This window comes from Xenorhabdus ehlersii (assembly GCF_003610465.1).
Taxonomy (GTDB): Bacteria; Pseudomonadota; Gammaproteobacteria; order Enterobacterales; family Enterobacteriaceae; genus Xenorhabdus; species Xenorhabdus ehlersii.
Map to the genome: position 1 here is coordinate 164,589 of NZ_RAQI01000002.1, position 14,160 is coordinate 178,748.

Here is a 14,160-nt window from a genome sequence, read left to right on the forward strand (position 1 = left end):
TTAGAGAATGACGGCATATTCTATCGTCTACGCACCACTCGATCAGGCCACCAGAACCGAACAGGTTGTGGAACGTTTAAGTAACGCGATCATATCCGGGATATTACAAACTGATGAGCAGTTGCCTAACGAAAACGAGTTGTCGCGGCGGCTGGGTGTGTCTCCGGTAACTGTTCGTGATGCCCTGAACACGCTACGTGCCAGGCAGTTGATTGATACTCGGCGCGGACGTCATGGCGGTAGTTTTGTATGCCGGGTTTCCGTTGAAACAATGCGGAAATATCACCCGTTGCGGTTGATGGCTTCAGGTGAACTGGCGGATTTCAGCGAGTTTCACTGTGCAGTGATTGGCCACAGTGCGAGGCTTGCCGCTCAACGTTCAACGCCGGGTGAACTGAGAAAGCTTGGACAACTAATCGACAGCTTTGCAATCGCGACGCAGCCGGATGTCCGTATACAGACAGATATGCGCTGTTTGTTAACCCTAGCATCCCAGGCACAGTCGGCTAGGCTTGCCAATCAAGAGCTGGAGATACAGGCTGAATGGGCTCCTTTGATGGTGCTTCTGTATCGAGAGACTGGTATTCACAGCGAGGTTGCTGCCGCCTGGCATACACTCTTAGCCCCTTTGTATAAGGGGGATGGCCTCGCCTGTTACCAGCTGGCACAGAAGATGATTACCCGAATTACTGACCACCTGCTTGAATGCAAATTGCGTATGGATACTGATGCGTCATTCTTACAGAGATCTGATCGCGAGTAATGTGGCTGCATTTATCCCTGGAAGGGGGGGCATATGTACAACAACATATACGTAGAACGAGCCAGGGATATCCTGGACGATATCTTGGTCGCGGCGCAGCGGGCCACTACAACTTTAGCGGATAAGACAGCGCGTATTTTATTAGAGCTGCCGTTATATCGTACGGAAGGCGTTCGTTTGGAGCAGGAGCAGCGCGACGCATTGCAAAAACATATCCAAGATGTACTACGGCGTAATCACGTTTGGTGTAACGGGGCGGGATTTGCCAGTTATGCGCTACCAAAGACGGTTAAGGAGGAGAATGGTTACTGGACGCTGGAATGGTGGCGTCAGGAAGGGAATATCATTCAGTATGCGCAGCTGGAACACAATCAAGAGCAGCGCAGGCGTCTGGATTTCCGATTGTTTGAGTGGTTCCGGCAACCAGCCAGTCGTCACCTTCCCGTCATCGACGGCCCCTATGTGGATTATGTCTGCAATGGCGCCTACACGATTACGATAGCCCATCCGGTGCTTATCGGTGAGGAGTTTGCCGGTGTCACGGCAGTCGATATTCTGGTCTCGACGCTGGATCGGTTACTTCTGCCGGTTCTGGGAGCTATCGGTAAGCCAGCATTAATTATTAATGACGATGCGCGGGTCGTGACTTCAACCGTGCCAGGAGTACGTTCTGGTTCATTATTGAAGAACCAAGACGTTAACCGAGCGGTCGATGGTGAAACGCCTTCACTGCGCCTGGTGATCCTACCGTCATCACACAGGGCGTTTGTCAGCTGAAGCTCACTTATTAAGATTACTCAGGAGTTTTTCCTTATGACTGAATCTATGTTAACTAAAAGGCGTAAAGCGGCTATCGCAAAAGGCGTAGGCGTGACCACACAAATCTATGTTGAACGTGCGGAAAATGCTGAAATCTGGGATTCCCAAGGACAACGCTATATTGATTTTGCAGCCGGTATCGCCGTAGTAAATACTGGCCATCGTCATCCGCGCGTCATTGCCGCAGCCAGAGAGCAGTTGGAACAGTTTACCCACACCTGTCATCAAGTAGTGCCTTACGAAAATTATGTAACGCTAGCCGAACGACTGAACCGTCTGGTGCCGGGTAATTTTGTTAAAAAGACCGTTTTTGTTACCACCGGGGCTGAGGCAGTAGAAAATGCCGTGAAGATCGCGCGTGCCGCTACCGGACGTAATGGCATAGTGGCTTTCAGCGGCGCTTTTCATGGTCGTACCTTCCTCGGTATGTCATTAACCGGCAAAGTGGCACCGTACAAAATGGGGTTTGGCCCGCTGGTTAGCGATGTTTACCGTGTCCCGTTTCCGGTAGGGCTACACGGTATCAGTGTAGAACAGACACTGAACGCGCTGGAGAATCTCTTCAAAACCGATATTGAACCCACGCGCGTTGCTGCCATTATTATCGAGCCAGTACAAGGCGAAGGTGGATTTTATCCTGCGCCTCCCGAACTACTCAAATCCCTACGCGAAATTGCCGATCGCTACGGTATTGTACTCATTGCCGATGAAATTCAGACTGGTTTCGCGCGTACAGGAAAACTGTTTGCTATGGAACATCATGAGGTTGCGGCCGATCTGACCACAATGGCAAAAGGTCTGGCGGGGGGATTTCCGCTGGCGGCTGTAACGGGGCGATCAGAGTTGATGGACGCTGTAGTGCCAGGGGGGTTGGGGGGAACCTATGGAGGTAACCCAGTGGCGATTGCAGCTGGCCATGCGGTGCTGGATGTGATCGAAGAAGAAAAGCTGGCTGAGCGTGCAACGCAGCTGGGAGAGCGGCTAAAACAATATCTGTATAAACTGCGACCGCATGTCCCACAGATCGCTGATGTGCGTGGACTTGGGCTAATGATTGCGGTGGAGTTTAATCGTGCGGATAGTCAGGAACCTGATGCCGATTTTACCAACGCGGTGCGCCAAAAAGCGTTAGAGCATGGCTTGATTCTGTTGACGTGTGGTGTACATGGCAACGTAATTCGTTTCCTTCCACCGCTGACCATACAGGATGATGTTTTTGACGAGGCACTCAATATCCTGAAATCTGTGTTGCTCGATTTGAATTATAAAGAGGGAAAGTAATATGCACGTGGCGGCAGGGAGGAACCTGAGCTGGTTCATAAGAGAGGGGAACAATGCACTGGTATTTAAATGTATTAAAGAATTATACCTATTTCAGGGGGCGGGCTCAGCGTAAGGAGTTCTGGTATTTCTTTCTGTTTCAGATCCTTGTTGTTCTCATCATTTCTTTCCTGGAAAGGTTGTTTGCTGTTGCCAACCCCGAAATTTATATGGGGTGGTTTAGTGCTATCTATTTACTGATCACATTTTTGCCAGCATTGGCGGTAAATGCCCGCCGCCTGCACGATATCAATTGTAGCGCCTGGTGGCTACTGTTACATCTTATCCCGTTTGTCGGCACTATTATTTTACTGATTCTCGCCGCTCGGAAAGGACGGGCGGGCAGCAATAAATAATCGGATTCACTCACAGGAAAAATACCCCAGGCCAGGCTAACGGATAATTTCCGATCATAAAGGAGTGCTGAAATGGCAATGAACAGAAGAGATTTTATCTCTACTGCCGCAACCTTCACAGGAGCGGGAGTACTTTCATCCATATTTCCCACTACATCTCTGCTCGCTCAGGCCATCAATATTAACCCATTCCAGCCGATTCTGTTGCAGGATGCACAGTACAGAACCAGCCGGTTGGGCTTGGATCCGCGCATCTGGAACTGGCATAGAGACATGACTACCAACGCCATGCCCGCCAACTACTATGAGGCCTCCTTGGTCGATTGGCCAGCTTTTGGAAGCTTTTCCAGAGACCAAAGCTGTGAGGTAGTAGTTATTGGCGGCGGGTTGCTGGGAGCTTCCACTGCACTGCATCTTGCTGAAGCTGGCGTGGATGTGATTCTGGTTGAAAAGGATAACATTGGTTCGGGAGCCTCTGGCCGTAATGGGGGACAGATGACCCCCGGAATTGCCCGTTGGGAAGCTGAAACCATACTGGAAAAATTTTCACCTGATGAGGCCAAACGTTTATGGCGTTTTGCATCGATTGAAGCGATGGCTCTTGTAGATGAGCTCCGCGAGCGTTACGGCTTTGAATGTGACCGCAAATATGGTCATATTACTGCAGCAATACATCCAGGTCATATGGGGCCATTGGTTGCTAATGTTGATGCCCGGCGCCAACTGGGAGATAGGGCAGTGAAGGTTATTGGGCCACACGAATTACAGGAAGAGTATGTGTGTTCGAGTATCTATCATGGTGCCAATATCGACAGCATCGGCGGACAGGTTCAGCCTCTGGCGCTGCTGCGAGGCTTAGTTTATGGCTTTGTCAGATTGGGTGGACGAGTCTATGACAGTACAAAAGTGAAAGGCATTAGACAGGATGCCAGCAGCACGGTCATAGAAACTGAGCGGGGAGTTATCAGAGCGAGTAAAGCTGTGGTACTGGGGGTACATGGCTCCACCGATGAGTTTATTTCCGGCCCTTCTACTACAGTGCCTTTTTTCACCTATGTAGCAGTAACCTCGCCGTTGCCGGTGGATATCAAAGAGCTTATTCCGTCAGATCTTCCGGTCTACGATACACAGTTACAGATAGACTATTATCGCGCGGTGCGTGACAACCGTCTGCTATTCGGTGGACAGGGCACTGGCAACTCCTGGTCACCGCGTGATGTGAACAACTACTTGCTTGATCGTATCAGAACCGTATTCCCGCATCTGGAAAAACCTGAACTGGAATACTCCTGGGGTGGGATCAGCGATTTGACACTGAACGGTGCCACCGATGCCCGCAAAAGCGGTGACAGCATCCCTGTGTATATGGTGCATGGTTGGAGCGGACATGGAGTGGCGCAGACGGTACGCATTGGCAAAGCCATCAGCGACGATCTCATCGGACGCAATCACGACTTTGCTATGCTTACCTGCATTGATCACACGAGGATTCCGTTAGGCTCCTATCTCTCTCCGGTGGCTATCCCATTGATTAAAGGCGCTCTGGGAGTAATGAGCACGCTTAATCCGGCAGATATGGTTTCGTTCTGAGTGGTTGGTTTCCATTAGCAGAGAGGCAACTATCACATGCTATGTGCTCTATACAATCGCTCCCACGCCGATTAAATTATTCCTCTCTTGGTTACAAGAGAGGAGCTTCAGCATCGCCATAAAATCTCAGTATTTTTTAAAAGCATCAATGATTCGCATAATGTATCAACGTTATGTTGAATTGCGGGCTGCTAAAATCGCAGAGCAGCCCAGCAATTTACACATAACGTGGATTATGCGAATCCCACGCCGATCATACAGTTATAACCCCTAACTTTCGCTCTCTCTTGGTTACAAGAGAGGGGCTATGAAGATCATCTATTTCGATTACATCGCAGGTTTTGGCATCAATGCTTTTATTGCTGATGAATTGGACTTTTTCCCATCTTTTGATGAATTAATTCATTATTGTATCGCGCTTTATGGCGATCAGATTGTTCTTGTTTCCACCACTGTTACATCAGGGATTTCTACTGGCTATCAGGAGTCTTCAAAATGATGACTGATAGGTCTGTTTTTATTGATTACCTTGCATTTTCTGCGCCATTGTCTTGCATGAAAGACGTTCATACTTTTCAGGAAAAAGGTCATGAATGGCGCAAATACCAGCCTTTGCCATCTTATAAAAACCATAAATATAGATCTGCATCAAACGTTGATTATGATCCTTTACCTGATTCATCTGTTGTTTTCTCTTCATCGATTGAGAGCATCAACCATAACGCCGAAATTTATAACCAAGAACTATTAGCTTGTCTTCACTCTCGGCTAAGACGGTTTATTAATGCTGTCTTTGGATTATCTGTTGGACCCGCTCGCGGTAAAGTCGGACACTTCTATGAAGATTCAGCCGTTTTATATTCGGAGAATGGTGGGCGTGAATACTTCGGTACACTTTACTGGGGAGGGAATAACGGCACTTTCTATATACAGATTGATGGAGCAGGTTGTGCACATGTTATGAGTGGCACAACTCCAGAAAGAATTTATAAGTGGTTAAACCATTTAGATATTATTGAGCTGAAAAGGTTAGATTTATCTACTGATGATTATGATGGGGTTTTCACCTCTCTGAATGCACAAACAGCCTTTGAAGATGATGCTTTCTACGGTGGAAGAGGGCCAAGACCTGCTCACGGGTATGATATTAAATATCATGGTAATGGCAGTATTAAAAAAGAAATTTTTGAGGTTGGCTCCCGTCAGTCGCGTGTTTATTGGAGAATTTATAATAAGGCAGCCCAACAAAAGGTATCAGGTACTTGGTATCGTTCAGAGGCAGAGTTAAAAGGAATTCCAACTGAAGTACTGTTAGATATTCAAGGGACATATACGGGATTATGCCCTTATGCTGCTTCTATTAATCCGACTAAACCTGCACCTATTCCAGTTCGTGATGGTCGTAAGGCTATTGATGCTATTGAAGCTAAGGTAAGCTGGTTGAGAAAACAAGCCTCTTCCACTATTGCAAAAGTTATTCATTTCTTTGAAGGGGACACTCAGGCTGTTCTGTCAATGATTGTCCGAGATGAACATATTTCTGATTTAAACCTGAAATTAGATTTGCCCCCAATATACCAAACACTTGTTAATGAAAAATTAGGAGTATCAACATGTCCGTTTTAGAAAAAATTCCATTTTACATTGAAGTCACATCGACTGATGTGAAAGTTGAACAAAAGACACGAACTAATAAGAACACGGGCGAAATTACTCCCTATTATACTCAGCGTGTTATTGCGCATATGGGGCCACGTTCAATGTCAGAGACAGTTATCACATTGTCAGAGCCAAATCCGTTACCAGAGGGTAAATATCTTATTTCCGGTTCTAGTTTATATCCAGGTAAGCCATTTGGTGATAATCCACCTCGCCTTGAATTTAATCAGTGGAATGTTTCTTATGTTCCGATGGAAACAGTTAAACACTTAATAAAGCTATAGGAGCATTCTATTTAATAAGGGCTAGAAATGTCCTCTTTAACAGGTTCTATTTGTGATGTGTCTAATAATTGTCAAAAAATATTATTGGACATATCTAATCAAATTCCAATTTCTTACGATTATCCTTATTTGGGTAAAGTCTGGGGGTTGGCATTTAGTTCAGTAATGATGTTATATCTTTTTTCTTTTGGTTTGGGTCAAATAATTCGCATGGTAAAACATGCTTAATAAAGGAAATTCAAGGATGTCTATAAAATCTTTTTGTAAAAAAGTAGCGTTAGGTGCAACTTTGACTGTTTCTTCTGTCTTTGCTTTTGCGGATGATGCAGTTAGCAAAGCGGGGGATGTGGATTTAACTGCGCTGACTAATAATATTAGTTTTTCGGGTGTACTTGTTGCATTAATGGCAGTTGCGGGATCTATTATTACTTTGTATGCGGGTTTTGCGGGGATCAGGTGGGTCTTGAGAACGGTTAAAGGCGCTTAATTAAAATCATTTTATTAGGTAAGGGGTGAAAACCCCTTTTTTATTTATGAATGCTGACTTATTAACGCTGGTTGTATTTATTTGGGGGCTATTATGCGCATGGGCTGTCATTCAGGGATTCAAAGGCTAATAGTTTATTCTTTTTGTTTTGCATTTCTGTTTATCAGTTGGCCTAAACCTATTGTGGCTAATCCTGCTTTGGCAGCGGGTTTATTGGTTCGCGTTATTGCACAAACCACGGCAAAACGGGCAGCAACGCAAGCGGCAGCGAGACAGGCTACCGCTAAAGCAGCGGCAAAGCAGGCGGGGAAAGAATATCCGTTAACCGAAGCGGCGATACAGGCAACTATCAGAAAAGAAGCAGCAGAAAAAGCGGCAGCAACCGCCAGGGCCATGTCACGTTCAGCAGCATCAAGGGCGGCAACTGTTCCGGTTAATTCATCTTTGCGCAAAGCGGGGCAAGCGACTTGGGCGGGATTGAGTGTGGCAAGTGGAGTGATAACGGTCTCGGAGTTGGTTGATTCTTTTAATTCTGGTGATTTTCAGGTAGCGACAAGCGGTACTTCGTTGGGGAACGGTAAGTATAAAGTTGAGGTAGGGGGGCGAACTCGGATTGTTGATTTTCAGCCGTCGCCGAATTCTCCGGTTATTCTTTATGGTAATGATTCCGTAAATTTTGAACCTGATTGGGATTCATTTTCATCTGATACTCCTCTGGTTAAAGGTATTCTTCTTGATGGGAAAGGTACTGAATATTTTCCTGTTCCTTCTTCTGTTACTCAATCCAACTTTTTTAATAATAAATTGGCAACTTATTCATCGGATATTCAAAGTTTAAGTGGTGATTATTTTTACATTAAAGATGACAAATTAAGTTCTGTGAAAGATTTAATTCTTACTGGGGTTGTGAAGAATTTCGAAATGCGTCAGGATTCTAAATTTTATGTTAATAGCGTCAGTGGTGATAATGATACTTTCGACTATATTACTTCATCTGAGTCTATTGATGTTTTAGATTTTAATGTTATTCGTGATTTTAATTCAAGAAATTCAGAGGATTCTTTGTATTTACCGAATGCGTATAATTATTTTAGAGCCAATGTTCCTGTTATTATCAATAGAAAGGAAATAAAAAGTAATTTTGAACCTTGCGACAGGATAAGACAAGATGCGCAGGGTAATCCTATTTGGGGTGATTATATTTGTATACCGCCGTCAGAATCTGATTATTTATTCCGATCGGAAAGAACAAGCTTGTCAGTTCATGTTCATTTAAATCGGAGTTATGACGGAAATTATTTTAATGAAAAATTAAAATCATCTTCTGTTAGGGTAGTATCGGCTAATGAATTGCCTCATTTTTTGAACAATAAAACTATTGATAATTCCATTGTTGCCAATTTAATTAATGATTTGCTGCATGATGCGGCAGCTCAGAGTGGTTATGAAGGAATAATTGTCAGTGATGGGGATTATGTTACTTCATCTGAGGTCGATGATTCGTTAAGAGAATTGGGTCATGATAAAATTGCTACATCAGATTTTTTTTCACCGATTCAGAATATTGAAATTGATTCATCCTCTCATGATACGACAATTAATAATAACGGGGGCGGTAATGGAGGAGGAGGTAATATTGATGTTAAAGTTGATTTAGGGATAGATCCTCAAATTAAAGCACCGGACTTGGAAAAACCGCCGACGGGCAAAGAAATAGCTCAGCCTATTATAGATGGCATGTCTTTTATTTCTGATTTCAAGATATCGGGTAAGGATGCTTCTTGTCCTACGGTAAATACGCCTTTTTCTCTGATGGGATTTGATTTTGATTTGGTGATTGACAGTCATTGTGATCTGATAGAGCGGAATCGGAAGCTGATCGAACTGATAACGTCTTTAGTCTGGGCTTTTATGGCTCTTCGTATCGTCCTAGATGCTTAAAGGGAGTTTTCTATGTATGGTTTTTTGCTTTCTGCGTTGAATACAGTCCTTGGCTTTGTGCTTCGTGCGGCGATTTTGAAGTTTGTCGTCTTTTTTTCCCTGTATTTTATTGTGCAGGAATTCATGTCTGTCATTGTGGAATTGTTACCTAAAAGTTCGAATCTTCAGGCGTTATTTGATTTACTGCCGGATTCGGCTTGGTACTTTATCAATCTGTTTCAGGGGGTGCTGGGCATTAATTTGTTAATTGATGCGTGGTTTACCCGTTTTATTATTCGTCGGCTTCCGTTTATAGGGTAATTACGTATGTCTATCACGGCTTACTTTGGCGTTCCTGGTTCGGGTAAGAGTCACGAGTGTGTGAAAAGTGTCATTCTTCCGGCTTACATGAAAGGCCGGAGGATTGTCACCAATATTGACGGTATTAATCCTGAGGCGATCCGTGAGTATGCCATTAAGTTGTCTAAGGGCAAGGACGTGGCTTTGGGTGAAATCGTCAAGGTGAGTGATGAACAGGTCATGCAGGAGGGGTTTTTTCCTTATAAGCGTAACGATCAAGAGGGATATTCCTGTGATAGTTCTTTTTGTAAGGCGGGGGATTTGATCTGTCTTGATGAGGTCTGGCGTTTTTGGTCGTCGGATAAAAATATTACGAATGAGCAACGATCTTTTATTGCCGAGCACCGTCACTTTACTGATATGGATAGCGGATTATGTTGTGATCTGGCTTTGATGAATCAACATCCTGATACATTGGCCAGATTTATAAAGACACGTATTGAGACGTCTTATAACATGACTAAGATGGTTATGCTTGGTGCGAGAAGTCGCTATCGTGTTGATGTTTATAATGGTGTTAAATTATTTAAATCTCATCGTGTCACATATTATTTGAATAAATACGATAAAAATATATTCAATCTATATCATTCGTACAATGGAGGTAAGGGAAGTGAGGCAGTTGTTGACGCGCGTCAAAACGTTTTTAGCCAAACTAGGCTGTGTCCCTTAATGTAAATTGATAGTATTCTCATCTAAACTGTTTTCAATATGGGAAAAAGATGATGGCACGCTACGACATTCCTGATGACGCATGGATAGTGATAGAACCTTGTTTGCCCCCGGTCCATTCAGAGCGAGCAGGACGTCCACATGTTGAACACCGCCGTGTGATGAATGGGATGTTCTGGGTCTTGTGCTCCGGGGCACCGTGGCGTGATTTACCTGAACGCTATGGCCCTTGGAAAACGGTCTATAACCGATTTAATCGCTGGTCAAAATCGGGCATTATCAACAAGATATTTAATCGGTTACTGTCCATTCTGGATGAAAAAGGCTTGATTGACTGGGCTGAAATTTGCCTGGATGGCAGCAATATTCGCGCGAGTAAAGATGCCGCAGGCGCGAAAAAAAACATCCCGATATCACTGACGATCATGCGCTGGGTCGCTCACGCGGTGGTTATGGCACCAAAATCCACCTGGCAACCGACGGAAAGGGTTTTCCCCTCAACCTGATGTTGACCGCTGGGCAAGCTCATGAAAGTCAATCCGCCATCCCTTTGCTCGACGGCATTGGTATACAACGCAAAAATGGTTTCATGAAACGACGTGGCAAAGCCGTGCTGGCAGACAAAGGGTATTCGAGTAGAAAGCTCCGCGGTTATCTGCGTAAATTGAGGATCAAAAGCGTTATTCCTTATAAAATCAATGAAAAAGGCAGTGCTGATGGTCGTACGCAATTTGATGAACAGGCTTATCGTGACCGCAATGTTGTCGAACGCTGTTTCGGTTTTCTGAAAGGAAATCGGCGTATTGCAACCCGTTACGAAAAAACCGCACGAAACTATTTGTCCATGGTGAAATTAGGCTGTATTCGACTCTTTTACAGGCGGTTATCTAATTAAGGGACGCAGCCTAGTGATATTCTCGTTAATTTGATGACGTAACTTATTGGCAAATAGTGCTTTATCTTCATCACTGAGTTTCTGTGAATGTTTGACAAAGAAGCTGTCAGGGTCATCAAATAGACCAAAATCCTGTATAATTCCTACACGTTGGATATAGGTATCATTATTACCGTTCCATTCAATCGGCGGGTTTTGTAACTCTTCAATGGCTACACCATAACCGATAAACACCCCATTATGATCTGTGTATTTTTTTTGTAATGCCGACAAGTAAAACGAATCAAGAATAACTCCTTCAAAGCCATGCCATTGTCCATCTATATAGGCTTCAACCCAAGTATGAATAATCTCTTTAGGCATCTGTTCATATAGCGCTCCATTCATAATTCCTTTTTGTAAGATTTTATCGATGGTAAAACCATGTAAACGACAGGGTATTTTAAGTGCACGCAACAGTGCCATAAATAAGATAGATTTTGTATTACATTGGCCATAACCAGACTGTAAGATTGATGATGCAGTTAATGAGTCATCTTCATTAAAACCAAATTTAATTTCATCACGGACGAAATTATAAACAGACTTGACTCTCTCACTCTCAGGTAGTGTCCGCCAATGGCGTGATTGAATTAATTGCTGAATGTTCTCAGCCTCAAAATCTAACAAATGTGTTTCTACTAAATATCTATCCATCATTATTCTCCTACTAGTTGAGTAAATAACAATGTATACCAATCTAACTTGAAGATGCAGGTTTTAAAATCTGAAAATTATCAGTCAGTCGAGTCGTGAGCTCTTTCGCTTTTTCTGGCAAAGTGACATGAAAAAAGTGACGAAGAGTTTCACGGAAGGTCTTCGCATCCGGAAAATAGATATTGTTACGCACTTGCTCATTCATATACTTCCACAATCGCTCTATCGGATTGAGGTTTGGGCTGTAAGGCGGGAGGTAATGCAATTCAATATTCAGGACATACGCAATATCTTTCACCAACTCGGCTCGATGGTAACCCGCTCCATCCAAAATGATGTGGATTTTTTGCGAAAGCGGGTAAGTTTCTCGGAGCGCACCGAAGAAATAGGCGATATTTTCGGCATTGATGCGCGGATATTCACGGATCACGGTGTCTTCAATCCGTTGTAAATTCAGGGCGCCCAGAATATTGAGACGGGTACGACTGCCGGTGGTTTCGATCCCTTTTACCTGATTTTTTCCTGCTTTCATCCAGCCATAGCTGAGCTTTGTGGACTGTGAAGGATGCACCGCATCAATAAATAGGATCGGTTCATTCTGCCCCGCTTCCTCTTTCAGCGCCTTGTAGTCATCAATAAATTGTTGCTGTTTGTGCGCATCGAATTTATGAGGAACACCCTTGGGTTTTTTATAGCTGAAACCTTGGCGGTGAAGCCATTTTGTCATTCCGCCCACGCTGAAAGAAACCTGCCAACGGGCTTGGACATAGGCCACAATTTGGGTTGTGGTATGCATCAAATTGGCGGTCAAATAATCAATCAGGTCGGCGGTTTGTTCGGCAGAGAGATGGCTTTCAGAGCCGCCATTTTCTGGGGTGAGCTTTTCCTGCGCGATAAAATCTTTCAGGTGACGGCTGACCGTACTTTCATGAATACGCAAGGCCTGTGCAATCATCTGAGCAGTCCAACCTTCTGAGGCCAAAAGCACCGCCTTAATGCGATCACAGACTCGACTGTCGCGAGTAGTATCATGCATCAATTCAAGGGCGTGTTTTTGTTCTGGTGTCAGATGAATTTTCATGGTTGCATGCATGATCTGATTTGGATAAGAAATCAAGCATCTTCAATGGCGATTGGTATAGTAGATTTATTCCTCTGGAACTTTCAAAAATTGGCTGACATGTTTAGCAAAACTTGGTTTTATTCCCATTAATTTCCGACATGTGGCAGATAAATGAGAAGGGGAGTCAAACCCACATTGGAGTGCGGCATCAGTGATACGATTGCCTTGAGCAATCAGCCAAAGGGCACGCATCAAACGCTGAAAGAGCAAATAACTTTTTAAACTACTGCCGGTCATATCTGTAAAAAGATGTGATAAGCGGCTTTTAGATAAATAAATAGCTTTTAATAGAAAATCTTGTTGAGCAGGAAGTTCGTTTGTAGAGGAAATCGTTGTGAGTACCTGTTGGATACGTTGATCATTGATATTATGGGGAAGATAACAGTGATTAATTGCTAGATGCTGTCGTCATGAGATTTTCAGCCAAAGGACAAGGCAACGGATTTGCACTGCGGCAAGAAAAGACGCGCTATTTTTTGCATAGCGAGTGGCTATACCACGCCAGCGCTTAAGATGAAGGAAAGCATTTTCAACCAAATGGCGAAGCCGATAGAGTTCACGATCATATTCTCTGGCGACCTTCCGATTTTTCCGGCTAGGGATCTGGACTTGCATGCCCTGTTGTTTCGCTTTTTCTACTATTGCATTGCTATCATAGCCCCTGTCCGCCAATAGATGCTCTGCATCGAGTCCTTTAATTAAGGCCTCAGCTTGTGAACAATCTGCTGGGGTACCGCTTGTAATAACAATTCTGACCGGCATACCATGCGCATCCACGGCCAAATGTATCTTGGTATTGAGCCCCCTTTTGTGAGCCCCATCTCCTGATTACCCCCTTTAGCGCCTGTCGCATCAGGATGAACCTTAATATGGCTGGCATCAATCATTAACCACTCGAAATCGGGGTCATTAACCAATTGTTCGAGCAGTTTTTCCCATATCCCTTTATCTCTCCAGCGACAAAAACGGCGGTGGGTATTTTTCCAGTCACCATAATCAGTATGTAGGTCTCGCCAAGGCGCACCCGTCCGTAAAATCCAAAACACCCCATTGATAAAACGCCGATTATCTTCAGCTACACGCCCCCAAGCGCTTTGACGTCCTGGCAAATGAGGTTCAAGTAGGCTCCAGACGCGATCTGAAATATCGTGGCGGCGGTGTGCAGGTGTACTCATGGTTAATCAACTCTTATGATGGAATGATGGGGCATTATTAT

The 14,160-nt window shown here is 44.3% G+C and carries 17 protein-coding genes; 13 read left to right on the top strand and 4 right to left on the bottom strand.

Annotation, left to right across the window (positions count from 1 at the left end):
- Nucleotides 1–7 precede the first annotated feature (7 nt).
- The 13 genes from BDE27_RS06600 (at nucleotide 8) to BDE27_RS06660 (ending at nucleotide 11,125) form a co-directional block, all read left to right on the top strand.
- On the top strand, nucleotides 8–763 hold the full coding sequence (locus tag BDE27_RS06600; RefSeq protein ID WP_099132431.1) for a FadR/GntR family transcriptional regulator: 756 nt from the start codon (nucleotides 8–10) through the stop codon (nucleotides 761–763).
- A 33-nt stretch (nucleotides 764–796) separates the two neighbouring features.
- Nucleotides 797–1,540, top strand: coding sequence for a cache domain-containing protein (locus tag BDE27_RS06605; protein WP_099132432.1), 744 nt, complete (start codon nucleotides 797–799; stop codon nucleotides 1,538–1,540).
- 36 nt (nucleotides 1,541–1,576) lie between these two features.
- Nucleotides 1,577–2,863 (top strand): 4-aminobutyrate--2-oxoglutarate transaminase, encoded by a 1,287-nt coding sequence (locus tag BDE27_RS06610; protein ID WP_099132433.1) that lies wholly within the window; start codon nucleotides 1,577–1,579, stop codon nucleotides 2,861–2,863.
- A gap of 53 nt (nucleotides 2,864–2,916) precedes the next feature.
- Nucleotides 2,917–3,258 carry a DUF805 domain-containing protein gene (locus BDE27_RS06615; protein ID WP_099132434.1) on the top strand — a complete coding sequence of 114 codons (342 nt, stop codon included), beginning with the start codon at nucleotides 2,917–2,919 and terminating at the stop codon, nucleotides 3,256–3,258.
- A gap of 72 nt (nucleotides 3,259–3,330) precedes the next feature.
- Nucleotides 3,331–4,848, top strand: a complete 1,518-nt coding sequence (locus tag BDE27_RS06620; protein WP_099132435.1) for an NAD(P)/FAD-dependent oxidoreductase — start codon at nucleotides 3,331–3,333, stop codon at nucleotides 4,846–4,848.
- 307 nt (nucleotides 4,849–5,155) lie between these two features.
- On the top strand, nucleotides 5,156–5,347 hold the full coding sequence (locus BDE27_RS06625; protein WP_074023571.1) for a hypothetical protein: 192 nt from the start codon (nucleotides 5,156–5,158) through the stop codon (nucleotides 5,345–5,347).
- The gene (locus BDE27_RS06630) at nucleotides 5,344–6,474 is read left to right on the top strand and encodes a replication initiation factor domain-containing protein (RefSeq protein ID WP_099132436.1); all 1,131 of its coding nucleotides are present in this window, start codon (nucleotides 5,344–5,346) and stop codon (nucleotides 6,472–6,474) included. The genes BDE27_RS06625 and BDE27_RS06630 overlap by 4 nt, the downstream gene beginning before the upstream one ends.
- The gene (locus BDE27_RS06635) at nucleotides 6,462–6,791 is read left to right on the top strand and encodes a hypothetical protein (protein WP_074024093.1); all 330 of its coding nucleotides are present in this window, start codon (nucleotides 6,462–6,464) and stop codon (nucleotides 6,789–6,791) included. Before BDE27_RS06630 ends, BDE27_RS06635 begins: the two co-directional genes overlap by 13 nt.
- Nucleotides 6,792–7,035: 244 nt before the next feature.
- Nucleotides 7,036–7,278, top strand: coding sequence for a hypothetical protein (locus BDE27_RS06640; RefSeq protein ID WP_074024096.1), 243 nt, complete (start codon nucleotides 7,036–7,038; stop codon nucleotides 7,276–7,278).
- 93 nt (nucleotides 7,279–7,371) lie between these two features.
- A complete protein-coding gene (locus tag BDE27_RS19880; RefSeq protein WP_244208714.1) occupies nucleotides 7,372–9,219 on the top strand; it encodes a hypothetical protein in 1,848 nt (615 codons plus the stop codon).
- Between the two features lie 12 nt (nucleotides 9,220–9,231).
- Nucleotides 9,232–9,519 (top strand): DUF2523 family protein, encoded by a 288-nt coding sequence (locus BDE27_RS06650; protein WP_099132437.1) that lies wholly within the window; start codon nucleotides 9,232–9,234, stop codon nucleotides 9,517–9,519.
- 6 nt (nucleotides 9,520–9,525) lie between these two features.
- A complete protein-coding gene (locus BDE27_RS06655; protein ID WP_099132438.1) occupies nucleotides 9,526–10,236 on the top strand; it encodes a zonular occludens toxin domain-containing protein in 711 nt (236 codons plus the stop codon).
- Between the two features lie 47 nt (nucleotides 10,237–10,283).
- Nucleotides 10,284–11,125 (top strand): IS5 family transposase gene (locus BDE27_RS06660; RefSeq protein ID WP_120211323.1). Its coding sequence is split into 2 segments (ribosomal slippage): nucleotides 10,284–10,626 and nucleotides 10,626–11,125, totalling 843 coding nucleotides; the frame shifts between segments, so codons are not numbered across the junction.
- Here the strand turns inward: BDE27_RS06660 and BDE27_RS06665 are convergent.
- The 4 genes from BDE27_RS06665 to BDE27_RS06680 form a co-directional block, all read right to left on the bottom strand.
- Nucleotides 11,114–11,824, bottom strand: coding sequence for a transglutaminase-like domain-containing protein (locus BDE27_RS06665; protein ID WP_208638570.1), 711 nt, complete (start codon nucleotides 11,822–11,824; stop codon nucleotides 11,114–11,116). The two genes, BDE27_RS06660 and BDE27_RS06665, sit on opposite strands and share 12 nt — an antisense overlap.
- Before the next feature lie 40 nt (nucleotides 11,825–11,864).
- Nucleotides 11,865–12,902 carry an IS630 family transposase gene (locus tag BDE27_RS06670; protein WP_120211325.1) on the bottom strand — a complete coding sequence of 346 codons (1,038 nt, stop codon included), beginning with the start codon at nucleotides 12,900–12,902 and terminating at the stop codon, nucleotides 11,865–11,867.
- 66 nt (nucleotides 12,903–12,968) lie between these two features.
- On the bottom strand, nucleotides 12,969–13,337 hold the full coding sequence (locus BDE27_RS19885; RefSeq protein WP_099134155.1) for a helix-turn-helix domain-containing protein: 369 nt from the start codon (nucleotides 13,335–13,337) through the stop codon (nucleotides 12,969–12,971).
- A gap of 15 nt (nucleotides 13,338–13,352) precedes the next feature.
- Nucleotides 13,353–14,119, bottom strand: a protein-coding gene (locus BDE27_RS06680) for an IS5 family transposase (RefSeq protein WP_120211309.1) whose coding sequence is annotated in 2 segments (ribosomal slippage) — nucleotides 13,353–13,744 and nucleotides 13,744–14,119 — 768 coding nt in all. Because the reading frame shifts where the segments join, the coding sequence is not laid out codon by codon here.
- Nucleotides 14,120–14,160 lie beyond the last annotated feature (41 nt).